Origin of the sequence: Microbacterium sp. SA156, assembly GCF_049065455.1 — a bacterium.
Taxonomy (GTDB): domain Bacteria; phylum Actinomycetota; class Actinomycetes; order Actinomycetales; family Microbacteriaceae; genus Microbacterium; species Microbacterium barkeri.
This window is the reverse complement of sequence record NZ_JBAKGU010000002.1, coordinates 39,861-55,946: the sequence shown is the minus strand read 5'-3', so window position 1 is coordinate 55,946 and position 16,086 is coordinate 39,861. Positions and strand designations below refer to the sequence as shown.

The 16,086-nt window shown below is 66.3% G+C and carries 13 protein-coding genes; 5 read left to right on the top strand and 8 right to left on the bottom strand.

The annotated features are described in order from the left end of the window. Window positions 1-87: 87 nt before the first annotated feature. Window positions 88-2,613: an ATP-dependent Clp protease ATP-binding subunit gene (locus tag ACOWU6_RS02410; RefSeq protein WP_271173147.1), complete on the bottom strand. Its 2,526-nt coding sequence runs from the start codon at window positions 2,611-2,613 to the stop codon at window positions 88-90. 313 nt (window positions 2,614-2,926) lie between these two features. On the opposite strand from ACOWU6_RS02410, the gene ACOWU6_RS02405 reads away from it, so the two are divergent. Genes ACOWU6_RS02405 through ACOWU6_RS02395 form a run of 3 tightly spaced genes read left to right on the top strand, consistent with a single transcriptional unit; the run spans window position 2,927 to window position 4,394 of the window. Continuing rightward, window positions 2,927-3,544: a hypothetical protein gene (locus ACOWU6_RS02405; RefSeq protein ID WP_421074587.1), complete on the top strand. Its 618-nt coding sequence runs from the start codon at window positions 2,927-2,929 to the stop codon at window positions 3,542-3,544. After that, window positions 3,544-4,164, top strand: a complete 621-nt coding sequence (locus ACOWU6_RS02400) for a hypothetical protein (RefSeq protein ID WP_421074586.1) — start codon at window positions 3,544-3,546, stop codon at window positions 4,162-4,164. The genes ACOWU6_RS02405 and ACOWU6_RS02400 overlap by 1 nt, the downstream gene beginning before the upstream one ends. Then, window positions 4,161-4,394 carry a helix-turn-helix domain-containing protein gene (locus tag ACOWU6_RS02395; RefSeq protein WP_421074585.1) on the top strand — a complete coding sequence of 78 codons (234 nt, stop codon included), beginning with the start codon at window positions 4,161-4,163 and terminating at the stop codon, window positions 4,392-4,394. The genes ACOWU6_RS02400 and ACOWU6_RS02395 overlap by 4 nt, the downstream gene beginning before the upstream one ends. Window positions 4,395-4,415: 21 nt before the next feature. On the opposite strand, the gene ACOWU6_RS02390 is transcribed toward ACOWU6_RS02395, so the two are convergent. Genes ACOWU6_RS02390 through ACOWU6_RS02360 form a run of 7 tightly spaced genes read right to left on the bottom strand, consistent with a single transcriptional unit; the run spans window position 4,416 to window position 14,035 of the window. Then, window positions 4,416-4,760, bottom strand: a complete 345-nt coding sequence (locus tag ACOWU6_RS02390) for a hypothetical protein (protein WP_421074584.1) — start codon at window positions 4,758-4,760, stop codon at window positions 4,416-4,418. After that, entirely contained in the window at window positions 4,757-5,923 is a 1,167-nt protein-coding gene (locus ACOWU6_RS02385) for a TRAFAC clade GTPase domain-containing protein (RefSeq protein ID WP_421074583.1), read from the bottom strand. Before ACOWU6_RS02385 ends, ACOWU6_RS02390 begins: the two co-directional genes overlap by 4 nt. Before the next feature lie 24 nt (window positions 5,924-5,947). Next, window positions 5,948-7,027, bottom strand: coding sequence for a hypothetical protein (locus ACOWU6_RS02380; RefSeq protein ID WP_421074582.1), 1,080 nt, complete (start codon window positions 7,025-7,027; stop codon window positions 5,948-5,950). A gap of 6 nt (window positions 7,028-7,033) precedes the next feature. Further along, window positions 7,034-9,577, bottom strand: coding sequence for a GIY-YIG nuclease family protein (locus ACOWU6_RS02375; RefSeq protein ID WP_421074581.1), 2,544 nt, complete (start codon window positions 9,575-9,577; stop codon window positions 7,034-7,036). Window positions 9,578-9,582: 5 nt separating this feature from the next. Beyond that, window positions 9,583-11,283, bottom strand: a complete 1,701-nt coding sequence (locus ACOWU6_RS02370) for an Eco57I restriction-modification methylase domain-containing protein (RefSeq protein WP_421074580.1) — start codon at window positions 11,281-11,283, stop codon at window positions 9,583-9,585. After that, window positions 11,280-13,409, bottom strand: coding sequence for a GmrSD restriction endonuclease domain-containing protein (locus ACOWU6_RS02365; RefSeq protein WP_421074579.1), 2,130 nt, complete (start codon window positions 13,407-13,409; stop codon window positions 11,280-11,282). Before ACOWU6_RS02365 ends, ACOWU6_RS02370 begins: the two co-directional genes overlap by 4 nt. Next, window positions 13,406-14,035 (bottom strand): N-6 DNA methylase, encoded by a 630-nt coding sequence (locus ACOWU6_RS02360; RefSeq protein WP_421074578.1) that lies wholly within the window; start codon window positions 14,033-14,035, stop codon window positions 13,406-13,408. Before ACOWU6_RS02360 ends, ACOWU6_RS02365 begins: the two co-directional genes overlap by 4 nt. A gap of 91 nt (window positions 14,036-14,126) precedes the next feature. Here ACOWU6_RS02360 and ACOWU6_RS02355 point away from each other — a divergent pair, with 91 nt between their 5' ends. Next, the gene (locus tag ACOWU6_RS02355; protein WP_271173157.1) at window positions 14,127-14,402 is read left to right on the top strand and encodes a helix-turn-helix domain-containing protein; all 276 of its coding nucleotides are present in this window, start codon (window positions 14,127-14,129) and stop codon (window positions 14,400-14,402) included. Between the two features lie 143 nt (window positions 14,403-14,545). Continuing rightward, entirely contained in the window at window positions 14,546-15,940 is a 1,395-nt protein-coding gene (locus ACOWU6_RS02350; RefSeq protein ID WP_421074577.1) for a dicarboxylate/amino acid:cation symporter, read from the top strand. The last annotated feature ends 146 nt before the right edge of the window (window positions 15,941-16,086 follow it).

The window sequence follows — 16,086 nt, the reverse complement described above, 5'->3', positions numbered from 1 at the left end:
TAGGACGGCGCACCTCAGGCTCCGCTGAGCGCGCCGCGGGCACGCGAAAGGGGCGGAGCCCGAAGGCTCCGCCCCTTGTCGTCTCCGTCAGTCGCCGAGCGCCGCGAGGTCGGGCGTGGCCGAGATGTCGCCGCCCGTGTTCACGCCGACCGCGACCTTCTCGCCGCGGGGTGCACTGTGGAACGTGAACTGGCCGTCGACGAGGTCCACCTTGATGTGGTGGCCCGACTCGAGCTGGCCGTTGAGCAGCTGCTCCGACAGCCGGTCCTCGACCTCGCGCTGCATGGCGCGACGCAGCGGACGGGCGCCGAGCGCCGGGTCGAAGCCGACCTCGATGAGACGCTCCTTGGCCGCCTGCGACAGCTCGATCGTCATGTCGCGGTCGAGCAGGCGCTCCGCCAGACGCTTCGTGAACAGGTCCACGATCTGGATGAGCTCGTCCTTCGACAGCTGCGGGAAGACGATGATGTCGTCGACGCGGTTGAGGAACTCGGGCTTGAAGTGGCGCTTGAGCTCCTCGTCGACCTTGCCCTTCATCCGCTCGTAGGTCGTCTGGGTGTTGCCCTCGACCTGGAAGCCGACCGGACCGCCCGCGATCGCCGACGAGCCGAGGTTCGTCGTCATGATGATCACGGTGTTCTTGAAGTCGACGACGCGGCCCTGGCCATCCGTCAGACGTCCCTCCTCGAGGATCTGGAGGAGCGAGTTGAAGATGTCGGGGTGCGCCTTCTCGATCTCGTCGAAGAGCACGACCGAGAACGGCTTGCGACGGACCTTCTCGGTGAGCTGGCCGCCCTCCTCGAAGCCGACGAACCCGGGAGGGGCGCCGAACAGACGCGAGACGGTGTGCTTCTCGCCGAACTCCGACATGTCGAGCGAGATGAGCGCGCCCTCGTCGTCGAAGAGGAACTCCGCGAGCGCCTTCGCGAGCTCGGTCTTCCCGACGCCCGTGGGGCCGGCGAAGATGAACGAGCCCGAGGGGCGCTTCGGGTCCTTGAGGCCGGCGCGCTGACGGCGGATGGTCTTCGACAGCGCGGCGATCGCCTCCTCCTGGCCGATGACGCGCTGGTGCAGCGCCTTCTCCATGAAGACGAGGCGGCTGGTCTCCTCCTCGGTGAGCTTGAACACCGGGATGCCCGTGGCCTGGGCCAGCACCTCGGCGATCAGGCCCTCGTCGACGACCGCGTGCGCGGCGACGTCACCCGAGCGCCACTGCTTCTCGAGGCGCAGGCGCTCGCCCAGGAGCGCCTTCTCCTCGTCGCGCAGGGCGGCGGCCTTCTCGAAGTCCTGCTCCTCCGACGCGGCCTCCTTGGCCTCGCGGACCTTCGCGATCTTCTCGTCGAACTCGCGCAGAGCCGGCGGCGACGACAGGATCGACAGGCGCAGGCGGGCGCCGGCCTCGTCGATCAGGTCGATGGCCTTGTCCGGGAGGAAGCGGTCGCTCACGTAGCGGTCCGCGAGGTTCGCGGCCGCGACGATCGCGCCATCCGTGATCTGCACCTTGTGGTGCGCCTCGTAGCGGTCGCGCAGGCCCTTGAGGATGTTGATCGCGTGCGGCAGCGAGGGCTCGGCGACCTGGATGGGCTGGAAGCGGCGCTCGAGAGCCGCGTCCTTCTCGAAGTGCTTGCGGTACTCGTCGAGCGTCGTGGCGCCGATCGTCTGCAGCTCGCCGCGCGCGAGGAGCGGCTTGAGGATCGAGGCCGCGTCGATCGCGCCCTCCGCGGCGCCCGCACCCACGAGGGTGTGGATCTCGTCGATGAAGACGATGATGTCGCCGCGCGTGCGGATCTCCTTGGTGACCTTCTTCAGGCGCTCCTCGAAGTCACCGCGGTAGCGCGAGCCGGCGATGAGCGAGCCGAGGTCGAGCGAGTACAGCTGCTTGTCCTTGAGCGTCTCGGGCACATCGCCCTTGACGATCGCCTGCGCGAGGCCCTCGACGACGGCGGTCTTGCCGACGCCGGGCTCGCCGATGAGGACGGGGTTGTTCTTCGAGCGGCGCGACAGGATCTGCATGACGCGCTCGATCTCCTTCTCGCGCCCGATGACCGGGTCGAGCTTGTTCTCGCGCGCGGCCTGCGTGAGGTTGCGGCCGAACTGGTCGAGCACCTGCGAGCCGCCCTGCGCCGCCTGCTGCGACTCCTGGCCGCTCGGCGCGACGCCCACGGGCTCCTTGCCCTGGTAGCCGGAGAGCAGCTGGATGACCTGCTGGCGCACCTTGTTGAGGTCGGCGCCGAGCTTCACGAGCACCTGGGCCGCGACGCCCTCGCCCTCGCGGATGAGGCCGAGGAGGATGTGCTCGGTGCCGATGTAGTTGTGGCCGAGCTGCAGCGCCTCGCGCAGGGACAGCTCGAGCACCTTCTTGGCGCGCGGCGTGAACGGGATGTGCCCCGTCGGCTGCTGCTGCCCCTGGCCGATGATGTCCTGCACCTGCTCGCGCACAGCGTCGAGCGAGATGCCGAGCGATTCGAGCGCCTTGGCAGCGACGCCCTCACCCTCGTGGATGAGCCCGAGCAGGATGTGCTCGGTGCCGATGTAGTTGTGGTTGAGCATCTTCGCCTCTTCTTGGGCGAGGACGACCACACGACGGGCACGGTCGGTGAATCTCTCGAACATGTCACTCCTCAGGGCCGAGGCCAGGACGCGTCGATAAAGGACGGTCGACGCGTCGTGGTTCCACCGTAACGAGCGCCCGTCGCTCGAGGAGCCGTGTTCGCCCTGGGCATAGCGCCTTGACCCACCTGCCGGTCATTGAGCGAGGGAGCGCCCCTCCTCTCCCGGTCATTGAGCGAGGGAGCGAAGCGACCGAGACGAAATGCCGCCCCCTCCCTCATCACAGAACGGTCACGATGACGCCGCGCCCCTGGCACATCCCGCCCGCCTTAACGACTATCGTTGTTATCGATTTTCGTTACGAGGGGAAGTCAGAATGCCGTCGAACTCGGATTCTCCGATCACGCGCGGAGACCGTCGGGCCATCTCGTTGGTCGCCTGGCTGAGTTTGGGTGCGCTCGCGCTCACGATCGTCTGGACGATCTGGCAGCTTGTGAACGGTGTCTTCGCACGTGCCATCCCGGTGCACGTGCCGATCGCGGACGACGCGGTCTTCTTCGAGGACGGACTCAAGCAGGTGCCGTCTTCGATCTTCACGGAGGCTGAGGTCACGGTCGTCGGGGCCCCGTGGTCCGTGCGCGTCCCCCTCGCGCTCGGCGTCCTCCTCTCGGCGAGCTCCGCTCTGGCGATCTGCGTGCTCATCTTCATCCTTGGCCGGCGCTTCGCCTCCCACCGCCCGCTCTTGCCCGGAACGGCGACTGTCGCCCTCGTCGCCGCACTGCTGTCCTTCGCGGCGGCTCTGTTGACGCCGCTCCTGCGCGGCCTCGCGGCGGCAGCCGCGACCGAGGCACTCGGGCTCCACAACTTCGGCTTCGCGATCCTCATGTTCGAATTCCCCGCCGGCGCACTGGTGACCCCGACGTTGTTGTTCCTCCTCGCTGCCGCGCTCACGATCGGCGCGCGGCTTCAGCGCGATACGGAAGGACTCGTGTGATGAGCGCCTCGACCTCCCGCCCTGAGCTCTTCCCGCAGAGCGATCGCTGGACGTTCCTGTGGATCATCGTCTTCGCCGTCGTACTTGCATGCGGCGTCGTCGTGGACGCCGTGCTCCGGCTCTCGCAGATCATCCCCAATTCAGAGGTGCCGATCACCGTGCGGCTGAGCGGCGAAGTCGCAACGCTGCCGCTCGGTCCCGGCAGCTCCGGTGTCGATGTCTCGGTGGACCGCGCGATCCTCTCCCTGAGCGGGCTCCCGCCGGCGCCATACTCAGCGCTGATCGCAGAGGTATCGATCCACGCGCTGAGTCTGCTCGGCGCGCTCGCATGCGCGGCATTCGTCGTCCTCAATCTCGCGCGCGGTAGAGCCTTTACACGTGACAACACGGTCCTGCTCGTGGTGATGGCGGGAGCCATCGGTCTCGACCTCGTCGCCGGCTCGTTCCTGCGCTCCTACATCACGGCCGCGGCCACCGCGCAGATCAGCGACGGCGCATATGTCGCGCCCAACGAGCCGATGGACTTTCTCAAGCTGTTCCTCTTCTTCGGGCTCGGTGCGGTCGCCCGCGCCTTCGCCGTCGGCGAGCGGCTTCAGCGCGACACGGAAGGCCTCGTGTGACGCCCGCCGCTGACGACGAGGAGACCGGCGTCCACTGCCGACTCGACGAACTCCTCGCCGAACGGAAGATGACGCTCACGCGACTGAGCGAGATCGTCGGCGTGAGCATCGTCAACCTGTCGATCCTCAAGAACGACAAGGCCCGGGCCATCCGCTTCTCGACCCTCATCGCCATCTGCCAGGCGCTCGACTGCGAGATCGGGGATCTGCTGGTCCGCGCGGACCGCTGAGCGCGTCGCGAGGACCTGCCCTCAGCCGAGAGCGTCCGGGGCGGCGGGCAGGTCCCAGACGCGTGCGTACCGGTCCGCTACGCGCGGCCAGACAATCCGCAAGCCATCCTCGACTGAGACGACGCCTGCCGCGGAGTCATCGAGGAGCACGAAGTCATGCGCGATGGGGCGGCCGGCGCGGTCAACGCGTCCTTCCGGGTCCACGAGCCGCAACGCGGTCAGGTCTCCTGAGCGCTCACATCCTTCGGCTGCTCCCTGCAACGTGCGGAACGCATCCTCGTACACGGGGAGCGGATCGCTGAGTCCGCCTTTGAGCAGGAATCGGAACCCCCATTCGCGGCCGCGGGTCGCCCAGACGACGGTCATCGCTCGCTCCGAAGAAGCACGCGGTCGCGCTCTCCCCGCTCCAGGTTCATCCGGAATCGTGTGAGGATCGCGGCGAGATAGTCGCGCCGCGCGATCGCTGCGGCGTTGAGTTCCTTCAGCTTCTCGCCCGCGAGCCTCGCTGCGAGGTTGAGGTGCTCCTTCGTCAGCCTGGAGGCGAGGAAGTCGACCGCGACCCCGATCCGTCCAGGCAGGTTGACCCGGCGTCCGATGAGAAGCCCGGCAATCGCGGCCGCCCCGCTGAGCAGGTTATCCACGACTTTGTCCGACACCAGGAACTGCTTCGACGCGGCCCAGTGCGCGTGGCGTTCGAGCGGCAGCATCGCCGCGATCGGAAGGATCAGGTCCAGGCCGACCCGTTCGGTGAGTTCGATCTTCTCCGGTGTGAACTTCGCGGACGACAGGAGCACGAAATCCTCCCCGACGGAGAGCGCGTCGGATGACTGCACCATCGTCGCAATCGTCTCGCGGAGCATGTTCAAGTCGTCGCCGGCCTTGCCGATGACAAGATCCCGGAACGCGAAGACGTCGAGCTCCGGGATGAGGTCTGACTTCGAAAGCCCGAGCATCCAGATACGCGGGAAGTCCAGGAGCGGCTGACCGTCGGGAAGGATGTCGTCCTTCAGTAGCGTGATTCCGTTGCGGAAATTCGCGAACAGCGACTTCAGGTAGCGCTCCTCCTCCCCCGCATTGTCGACGAGTCGCTGTGCGTCGACGAGGAGGAGTGCGACATCCGAGGTCAGGAGCGCCCGGAAAGTGTCGACACGGCGCTGCGCTTCCTCGCCTTCGACGTCCTGTTCGAACCACTCTCCCGGGTAGTCATGCCAGACGAGCCGAAGGGAATCGAACGGATCGACCTTCGGATTGCGCTTATCACCAGCCCGCTTCGGCCTCACCGAGAACTCGTAGGTGGTCGACTTGAACTTGTTCGCCGACGGCACACGCCTCGAGTCGCGCATCCCGAGGTAGTTCTGGTGCAGCTGCGTGCCTTGGCCGAAGCGGTCCGCAGACAGGGCGAACAGGTTCTGCTCTTGGAATCCCGGTTCCTGACTCGGCCCGTAGAACGACGAGAGCAGGACGGTCTTGCCGCTGCCGCTCTCTCCGAACACCGCGATGTGCTGCTCAAGCGTTCTCTTCACCTGCATGCTGAGTCCCCCTCTGCCGGCCGGCTACAGCCAGCGGTTCATAAGCGCCGAGGTCATCCGGCGTGTTCGCGCGCCGTGTTTCCCGTACGCCGCGAGCAGATCGACCGGAGCCTGCGATCGACGATGGAGCCGCCCCGCAGTCGTCACGACGGCCACCGGCTCCTCGTCGCGCAGCAGGACCCAGAGTCGGCTGTAGGGCGCACTCGCTGTGCCCAGACGGCGCGCCTTCTCGTCCTCTTCGAGAACGGAAGGAAAGGCATCGACATGGTGGTGTCGTGAGGCGTCGACTCCGGAGGAGTCGATGTGCTCGCTGCGGGCGTCCCAGAGGTGCCGCTCCCCTCCGAGGATGTGCAAGGCCGTCGAGATGAAGCGATACGCCAGGCCTCGCGCCGTCGCCGTCGGAACGGAGAAGGGTTGCGCCCAATCGGCCGCTGCCTCGATTTCAGCGACCACTCGGCCCACACCCGCGCCCAGGAGCACGTCCGCCCAATCGGCGACCTTCCGCATCTCGGATTGGCCCCGATGCACCTGCAGGGACCCGGCGCGGTTCAGCATGACGCGCGGTCGCGACACCGCATGGGGCAAGCCGACGTCCTGCTCCTTCACGACCATGAGGACGTCATAGAGGCCACCGCCGGGATGCGTCTCATGCACGACCAGATCCGGATGACGACGCGTCAGCACCGACGCGACATACCAAGACGCAGCGAGGACGTTCTGATGCGCCCCGCCCCGATGCACAGTCGGCTCATCACGCGGATGGCTCGCCATCAGCTCGACGGCATGGCCTCTCGCCTCGTGAGCATCCCGCTCGCTGACGAAGATCGCCCTCAACACATACTCGACGCCGACCGTCGCGATCAGGGTCACCGTCGCGATGTCATCGTGGAGCCGCCACGCCGGAGACGACGAGGCCTTGAACCGAGCCCACTCCTCGAGCGGAAGCCCCGGTTGGGCGGTCAGCGCGTTCCATCCGCGCTCTCGGAACCTCTCATTCTCAGGCGGATAGTACGACTCCGGCCTATCGCCCTCGATCGCCCACACCCCGACCGGCGCCATGCCGCCGGCTGTCGCGACGCGAGCACGATGGACGACGACGATCACGGCAACTCAGCTCGCCTCGATCGCGACGACCGTGTCGTAGAGCCCGTACCGACGCAGGCCCTTGTGCGATTCGATCCCGGTGTACGACAGCGACGAGTCCTCATATCGGCGGAAAGCGAACACTGCCTGATTCATGTGCCCCGCATTGAAGACACCCAGCGAGACCAGCAGCTCGAAGTCGGCTACGGTGAGGCCGGTGACCGACTGGAACAGGTCGGAATCGATCTTGGTGATGACGTCGTAGAGCGTGTTCTCCCGGAAGTCCGTCAGGTACATGAACGCGGGAATCCGCGTCGCGAACTTGATCAGCTTCTCCTGGATCTGCTTCCGCTTGGACTTGTACTCCTTCTCCTCCGCCGAGAGCTCTTTCTTCTCGGCGGGAGTGATGTCGTCGCCCTTCTCCTTCTTCGTCTTGCCGACGGCTTCGCTCTTGTTGACGACCGTCTCGATGATGTTGGCACCGAGCGCTCGGAAGCCCTCGATGTTCATGACGGCGGCCATGGCGCGCTCATCCGCCATGATCTTCTTGAGGGTCGCGTTGTCGACGTTCACGAGGATGGCCGACTCCCATTTGCGCGCAAGCAGGGTGGCGGATGTCCCCGACATCGCGATGTCGAGGATGCCGGCCGCGTCCACCTGCGTCATGTGGGAGCCGTCGTAGGCAAGCACCGGCAGGAAGCTGACGAGTTCCTCGACCGCCTTCTCCGGGTTCGGGTTCTCAGGCGAAAGTCCGCGACCGTACTCCGCGATCTGACGAAGGGCCCGCGTCGGCGCGAAGTCGAACACGAAGCAGACGGGCTTGAAGATCTCGATCGCGTTCGGATCGTCCCCGTTGGGATTCCGGATGGTCCAGGGCGACTGGACGCGGAAGGCCGCCTGGAAGTACGTCTCTGGCGCCTGCAGGTTCCGCAGCATGAGGATGGACGACCACTGCGGCACGGTCACGCCGCTCGTCAGCTTGCCGACCGTGAGGGTGATCGACTTGGTATCGAAGCCGCTGCCGATCGCATTGCGCACCGGAGGCAGCGCGTCCAGGCCGACGCCCACATTCGGGGCCGAGACATTGATCACTCGGTAGTCGCGCCAGAATGCGTTCTGCGGTTCCGCCAGCAGATTCTCCATGGCGGCACACGACGCCGTACGGGGAAGCATCCAGATGGAGTGCTGCAGGTGCGGCAGCAGGCGCGTGTCGGAGTAGGGGAACGGGGGCCTCGTGCCGGCCTTCAGCGCGTCGAGCTGAGTCGGGGCGTACTCTCCCCGGATGATGTCGAGCCACTTCTGGACGTCGTCCTTGTGCACGAACTCCGCGTCATCCCCGGTTCCCTTCGCCTCGAAGAAGGCGTTGAGGTCGAACTCGTCGAACTCGCCCTGGCTCGCGATCGCCAGCAGCTCGTCCGGCATCTGGTACGTCAGAAGCCGCATCTCCGGCAGCGGCGCATAGGGGTTGGGCTCGTCCGGGTGGGCGGCCGCGAACTCCGCCTTCGCCCGCTGCTCGTCGGTGTAGGTCCAGTTGAAGATCTGCTCCTCGATGAACCGCCCCTCGTTCAGCACCTTGAAGGGAGTGCCGGAGAGGTAGAGGTACGCGTTCGCGCGCACGGGGACGAACTGGTCCTCTTCGCTGCCGCGCTCCTCGAGCTCCTCGGCGAACGTCTCGAGATCCGCGCCGAACTCCTGCTCGCTCGCCTTCTTGCGGGCCTTCTCGTCTTCGCCCTCGAAGAGCTCCTTGGCGGTGTCGCGCCACGCACCGAAGTGGTACTCGTCGAACACGACGAGATCCCACGCCACGTCGGACAGCCACTTATGCTTGGGCTTGAAGCCTCCCGCCTTGTCGCGCCCCAGGAGGTCCTGGAAGGAGCCGAAGAAGACAAGCGGCCGGTCGCCCTCGATCGTCGACGGGTCACCACCGGTCGCCCGCGAGAGGTACTGCCATCCGTCGAAGTCGACATGGCTCCTGAGGTCCTGCTCCCATGCGTCTTCGACCGCCGGCTTGAACGTCATCACGAGCACGCGCTTGGCCCCGAGCTTCTTCGCGAGCTGGTACGTCGTGAAGGTCTTGCCGAAGCGCATCTTCGCGTTCCAGAGGAACTCCGGGACGGCGTCGGAATCCTCAGCCCATCGGGACTGGAAGTACTCGTAGGTCTTGTCGACGGCGGCCTGCTGCTCGGCGCGCATGGGAAAGCTCTGGGTCGGAGTGCCCTCGTACTCCTTGTGCAGCCGGAGCTCTGCGATCGCCGTGCGAACGTCTTCGACCGAGCAGCGCATCCACTCGAGCTGGGGATTCGCGAACCCCTTCTTCTTGAGGCGCGCCCGCACATCGTGGTCGCGGAACACGGACCCATCGCGACGGTCAGCCGGCTCATCGAGGACGATCTCGTAGTTCTCGATCGCCGCGGTCTTCAACTGCTGAGCGACACGGGTTTTCACATCCTGCGTCGTCTGGCCGACCTTCAGCAGCCCCGCGTGCGCGTCGTCGTGGATGGCGTAAGCGTAGATGCGCAGGCGGGTCGCAGGCTTGGTCGGGAGGAGATCCTTCAGCGGCTTCGCAACCATGGCGCTCAGCCCTCGCTGTCGAGATCGCTCGACTCGTCCGCTTCGCCCAGCACGGGCGCCGCCTCGTCATGAGCCGCGACCTGCGACTCGAGGAACTCGATCTCGTCCTCGGAAAGCTCGTAGCGCTCGTAGAGGAGTTCGTCCGTCCAGTCGCGGTCCAGCGGGACGTCTGGGACGAACGCGTAAACATCCTTGGTCGCGTGCTGCGTCGGCTTGCGCAAGGAGACGAGGAATCGAGCGAACCGAGTACGTAGAAGCGAGGCATATCGATGGGCCTCTACCTCTGACCTGAATCGACCGGCGACGAGGTAGGTCTCGGTGCATGCCACACCCGGCTCGGCGACGATCGGCTTCGAGAGGAATTTCGTCTCGACGGCGGCGCTTGTGCCTTGGACCGCAGTCATGAGCACCTTCCACTCGTCGACCCAGTCCGCGTTGATCGGGAGCTCGTCGCGCTCGATCCACGCCATGCGCTGATTGGCGAAGAGCTTTACGGGCTGCTTCATCCCGTCGGGAGAGTTCACGCCCTTGAAATTCGTGGCAAGACCGAAAGGCTTGCGGCTGGAGACGCGAGCATCGAGTGTCGGCTCACGCCGTGCGCGCACCTTCTCCAGGATCGGGACCGCCTCGTTTCGGCGTACGAGCACATCGAACTGGTCGAGGTAGCGTTCGACCGGTTCGCCGATCGGCTCGCCGTCCCACATCGTCTGGATTCTGCAGGGGCCCTCATGATCTCGGTCCCAGAGGAAGTAGGAGATGCCGCCGCGGATCTTCACCCCGGGGAACGCCTCATACAACTTCGGGTAGTCGATGATGGCCCGCATGCGATGGTCGCTGAGCATTCTCTCGCGGTACGCATCGAGACCCTTGCCTCCGGCGAACCACCTCGACGGTGTCACGAACACGCCGAAACGAGGATCGAGCTCGAGCGCCTTCTCGACGAACAGCTGGTAGATCGGTGCGGCGGAGGTGCCGTATCCCCCATCACTCAGCTGATACGGCGGATTCCCGATAATGACGTCGAACTGCATGTCGTCTCCGAACAGCTCGGCCATGCGAGCCTTGATGTCGTCGGTGTGAATGAACGTGTAAGCGTGCGATTCAAGAGCATCGCCGCGTGAGTAGTCGGCTTCGGACGCACCGCAGTATTCACATCGCCCTGTCCCGACGACAGCGACCATCTGCTCCTCGCCGGTGACCGGATGCGCGCGGCGTTCCCGCTTGCGTCCCGTCCAGGTGTGCTCCGTCCGCTCGAACCAGATGTTCCCCCAGTCGCGGTCGAAGCTCTTCGCGATCGAGTGCGGGCCGGTCGCGTCTCGCGAGCAGTACACACTGCGTCGAGCGAGCAGCGCCGTCAGCTGAGTGATCGCGATGCCGAACACCTGCTTCGTGAGGATGTGGTCGACCCGCTCCTCGAGATCCGGAATCACATTTGCGAGGCCATCCGTCATCCTCCTCGTGATCTCGCGCAGGAAGACCCCCGACTTCGTGAACGGGTCGAGGAACGTGACGGTTGGATCAGCCCAGATGACGGCACCGTCATTCGATTCCGCCCACGCCTGCTCGAGAGTGTCGAGCATCTGGTTGGCGAACTCCGGCGGCGTGAACACCTCGTCATTGGAGAGGTTCGCGATGCACGTCAGCACATCAGGGTTGTGCCCGTGCAGCGCGAAGGTCGCCTTGCCTTCGACGATCGGCGCGCTCACGCCTCCTCCGCCAGGTCGACGTCTGCCTCGCCGAGGCTCGCGAGGTACCGCTCGCGGACGTCGGCGAGCGAGACACCTCCGTCAATGCCCCAGAACTGCCATCCGTTCGCGTGACGCCCGAGCACAGCGCGCGCCGCGGCAGACGGAGTGTCATAGGCGCTGTCGCCCACGAACACCCGTCCGTCCTGAGCCACGGCTGCGACGACGGCGTCGTAGCCGGCACGCTGCACCGTCAGCGACGAGCCCGCCTCGAGCCATCCCGCTGAGATGAGTTCTGCCAGGTCGACAGAGACCTTGGCCTGCGCGCGTCGCTCGCCGGGATTCAGTCCGACGTGGCCTTCTGGCACCGGCCAGATCTCGAGGATCTGCGAGATCATCTGGTCCGTGCGCTGGGCGATCCGCGCTTCGTCCCAGACACCGTCCGTCGACATCGCGAGCGCCTGCTTCGTGATGAGGACGTCGTCGGAGGCCAGGAAGTGCTCACGCTTGCGCTCCCACGTCGCGTTCGAGACGCGGCTGTTGAGCGACTGCGTGACGATCGTGAGATTGCCCAGCGTCTGCACGGCTCGATCGCGCGCCGAGAGCGCCTCGTCGCTCAGCCCGTCATCCCAGTGCTTCGCCCAGCCCTGCGGCATGAGGTGCTCGATCGTCCCCTTGCCACGGACGATCGGCCCCATCGCGAGCCGCATGCCGTTGGGATATCCGCGCCGATGATCCTCGAGCGCCTCCAGCACCATGCGCAGCCGCCCGCGCCGGTGATCCCAATACACCGTCGCGTCGACGAGCGCAGCACGCACCTCGTCGTCGCTCGGCCAGTACCCCACCGCTGTGTGATTCGCGGCGAGGAATGCCACCGCCGCGTCGGCAACCTCGAGCGGAGACCTCGCCGAGAGGTGACCCAGCAGATCGACGATGAACCGATTCGATCCCTGGGACGGTGCCCTCACGAGCGCCCGCCGCACGAACCAGCTCTCCAGCGCCTCGAGGATCCTGTTGCGATCGTGCTCAGGGATGTCGGACTGCTCCGGCTCGTCGAGCCAGATCATCAGCGGACGGGCGACCTCTGAATCGAGCGTGCCGACGCGGTAGCCGAAAAGCTCCATGCGCTCCAGCGGCCCATCGGGACGCTGTGCGCCCTCGATCACGGCCCGGTAGCGATCGGCAGACGCCTTGATCCTCGGAAGCAGGGCTGCGACGTCCTTCTCCGCCGTCGTCACATAGTGCTTGAACTGCGTGAAGACCTCGCGGATCGGGAAGTCCTCGCGGGTCCGCGCCACGAGCCACTGCCACAGGAAGAGCGAGGAGCGGGTGTGCTTGACCCGGCCAGTCGTGATCTCCGTCTCCCACCAGGGCGTCTCGAAATCGGCCCAATGGGCGAGATACGCACGCTCGGCTTGCCCCGCGTCGATCTGCTGGAAGACGAAGTTCTTGATGAGGTCCGCCGCCGACAGCGGAGTGCCGCGTGCATTGAGCGTCTCGAAGATCGCCTGCGCGTCTTCATTCGCATCGAGACTGATGCTCGCGATCTCGAGTCGCTCGGTGACCGTCGCCACGAGCATGCGCGCACGTCGTTCGGCGTCGTCGCCATCGCCCAGCCACGCGACAATCGACTCCGCGAAGAAGCGATGGCCGTCTCGGAGGCGGGTCGCCGCAAGTGCGTCGTAGTCGATCGGCGAGGCAGCGGACATCACCGCCGTGAAGCCGGCGCGATCGCGGTTCGTCGGCCACAGCTTGAACCGATCCTCCGCGCTGTCCCAGTGGTCGCGGGGGTTCTCGACGAGGGAGTGGACGCGGCCAGCCAGGTTCGACCATCCCCGCCGCTCCAGCTCCGCGTGGAGCGCGTCGAGGAGGATCTGGAGGGTCGTGAGCCGCTGCTGGCCGTCGATGACGTTCCATGCGGGGAGGGCCCCCAGGCCGACGGGAACCTGCTGGATGACGATCGCGCCCAGGAAATGAGTCGCCGCCGCATCGTGCCGCTCGATCACCTCGATGAGACGCACGATGTCCCGCCAGAGCGGTTCCCACTGCGTCTCCTGCGACCAGACGTACGGGCGCTGGAACAGTGGCACGACGAGGCGAACCGGATTGAAGAAGACGTCCTGGGGCTTGACGACGTTCGTCTTCATGCCGCGATCTCCTGCACCGTCATCGCCGGGTAGGACTTCACGGGAGCGAAGACGTCATGCTCCTCGAACGCGGCGAAGAGGCCGTCGAACGCCGCCTTGCGGGCGAGGCTGTCGAAGCGGAAGTCGCGTCGCTGGTACTTGCCGCGACCGAGGTACCCCCACTCGGGGAAGATGATGTGCTCGCCGCGCGCATCGGTGAGCTTCAGCGCGTCACCCTGCACGATGTTGGCCGCGAGCACCGCTTGCGCCGCCCGCACCCAGACCTGATCCTCCGCGTCGAGCTTCAGATACCGGGCGAAAGTACCCGCGAGGTTCTCTCGGCACTCCTGCGCATTGTCCGCCAGCAGCTCGATGCCATAGATGCACATGAGCGCGAAGAGCGCGTAGTGGCGCTTCTCGAAGTCGCTGCGGCCGTGCCGCGCCTGGACTGCGGCGAGCTTGCGCTCGAGCACGGGCACGAGGAAGTTGCCCGAACCGCACGCGGGCTCCAGGAAGCGCGAGTCGATGCGCTCCGTCTCGCCTTTGACGAGATCGAGCATGTCGTCCACCAGCCACCGGGGCGTGAACACCTCGCCGTGATCCGAAACCCGCTGTCGCGACTTGACCAGCCGCTCCCCCGACGTCATGGCGTCGAACCCTCATACATGTGCATGAGTGTACTTGTACCCGGTACCTCCGACCCTGGCGCGAGATACCGGTGCCGACAACGCTTGTCTGGTGCCCCGCGTGTCCTCCGCTGCAGCCGCCTACGTGGGCGAGCGCATCGCCGAGATCCGCCGGCGGCAGACGAAGACGCAGGACCAGCTGGCCGTCGAGGCGAACATCGACTCGTCGAACATCCGCAGCTACGAGAGCGGCCGGTCGATGATGAACATCCACTCGCTCGTGCGCATCGCCGCGGCCCTCGGCGTCGAGCCGGGCGACCTCATCGACGGACTCACTCCCGAGATGTTCACGACCCCGAGGTCAGACGCCCGCCGCAGCGCGGTCTGACTGTCGCGCCCCGCGCCATCCACCGTCTCCGACACATGTCGTCACGTGACGACTTCCTGCGCCTCATCGACCCCTCACCTATTCAGGCGGATTTAAAGTAGACCCTCGTGCCGGGTGGGAGATCCCCGCCGCCACAGGAGATCATGAGCAGCAGCAGCACCGCGTCGGCGCGCCCCATCAAGGCGAAGCGCCCCTTCTACACCTCGTTCGGCTTCCAGATCATCGCCGCCCTCGTCGTCGGCATCGTGCTCGGCCTCGTCGGCCGCTCGATCGGCGCGAGCGCAGACGGCGAGCCGAACCCGCTCGCCGCGACCCTCGACACGATCGGCAGCTCGTACGTCACGATCCTGCGCACCGCCGTCGTGCCGCTCGTCTTCACGGCGATCGTCGCGAGCATCTCCAACCTGCGTCGCGTGCAGAACGCCGCGCGCCTCGCGGGCCAGACCATCCTCTGGTTCGCCATCACGGCCTTCATCGCCGTGGTCATCGGCATCGGCCTCGGCCTCCTCCTCCAGCCGGGCAACCGCGCGGGCGCGGGCCTGGAGACCTCCGAGCCGTCGCGCGTCGGCTCGTGGTGGGACTTCCTCCTCGGCCTCATCCCGCAGAACTTCCTCGGCCTGAGCGTCTCGACGTACGCCGCCGAAGACGGCGCTCTCACCTCGAGCGTCAACTTCAACATCCTGCAGATCATCGTGGTCGCTGCTGTCGTCGGCGCCGCCGCGCTGCGCGCGGGCCGCAAGGCCGAGCCGTTCCTCGTCTTCACCGAGTCGCTGCTGAAGGTCATCCAGCGCGTCGTGTGGTGGATCATCCGCATCGCCCCGATCGGCACGCTCGGCCTCATCGGCAACGCGGTCATCGAGTACGGCTGGGAGCGCCTGACGTCGCTCGCATGGTTCGCCCTCGCGATCTACATCGGCCTCGCCCTCGTCCTCTTCGTTGTCTACCCGATCCTCGTGAAGACGCACGGCCTCTCGATCAAGCAGTTCTTCACGGGCGTGTGGCCCGCCGTCCAGCTCGGCTTCGTCAGCCGCTCGTCGATCGGCACCCTGCCGCTCACGCAGCGCGTCGCCGAGCGCAACTTCGGCGTCCCGCGCGAGTACGCGTCGTTCGCGGTCCCGTTCGGCTCCACGACCAAGATGGATGGCTGCGCCGCGATCTACCCCGCGATCGCCGCGATCTTCGTCGCGCAGTTCTTCGACATCCAGCTCACCCTGATCCAGTACCTGCTCATCGTCGTGGTCTCGGTGGTCGGATCCGCCGCGACCGCGGGCACGACCGGCGCGACCGTCATGCTCACGCTGACGCTCTCGACGCTCGGCCTGCCCCTCGAGGGCGTCGGCCTGCTGCTCGCGATCGACCCGATCCTCGACATGGGCCGCACGGCGGTCAACGTCGCGGGCCAGGCGCTCGTCCCCGCGATCGTCGCGAAGCGCGAAGGGATCCTCGACGAGGAGCTCTACGACGCCGAGCGCGCGGGCCTGCCGTTCATCGACGAGTCCGAGCGCGAAGACGCCGAGCCCGTCGGCGCCAAGGCCTGATCGCCTGATCTCCGCACGAAGGCGGCCATCCGATCGGATGGCCGCCTTCGTCGTCCTCGGATGGTCGCGGAGCGCTTTCATCGCGCGTTCACCAGACGGCCACGGGCGGTTCCTAGCGTGATCGGGTCTCCCACCCGACTCCCGAG

Bases quoted from the DNA above. Each gene is read 5' to 3' on its own strand.
- ACOWU6_RS02385 (WP_421074583.1), bottom strand. From the start codon at position 5,923: ATGCAGGTGAAGAGAACGCTTGAGCAGCACATCGCGGTGTTCGGAGAG.
- ACOWU6_RS02365 (WP_421074579.1), bottom strand. From the start codon at position 13,409: ATGAAGACGAACGTCGTCAAGCCCCAGGACGTCTTCTTCAATCCGGTT.
- ACOWU6_RS02405 (WP_421074587.1), top strand. From the start codon at position 2,927: ATGCCGTCGAACTCGGATTCTCCGATCACGCGCGGAGACCGTCGGGCC.
- ACOWU6_RS02390 (WP_421074584.1), bottom strand. From the start codon at position 4,760: ATGACCGTCGTCTGGGCGACCCGCGGCCGCGAATGGGGGTTCCGATTC.
- ACOWU6_RS02350 (WP_421074577.1), top strand. From the start codon at position 14,546: ATGAGCAGCAGCAGCACCGCGTCGGCGCGCCCCATCAAGGCGAAGCGC.
- ACOWU6_RS02410 (WP_271173147.1), bottom strand. From the start codon at position 2,613: ATGTTCGAGAGATTCACCGACCGTGCCCGTCGTGTGGTCGTCCTCGCC.
- ACOWU6_RS02360 (WP_421074578.1), bottom strand. From the start codon at position 14,035: ATGACGTCGGGGGAGCGGCTGGTCAAGTCGCGACAGCGGGTTTCGGAT.
- ACOWU6_RS02400 (WP_421074586.1), top strand. From the start codon at position 3,544: ATGAGCGCCTCGACCTCCCGCCCTGAGCTCTTCCCGCAGAGCGATCGC.
- ACOWU6_RS02375 (WP_421074581.1), bottom strand. From the start codon at position 9,577: ATGGTTGCGAAGCCGCTGAAGGATCTCCTCCCGACCAAGCCTGCGACC.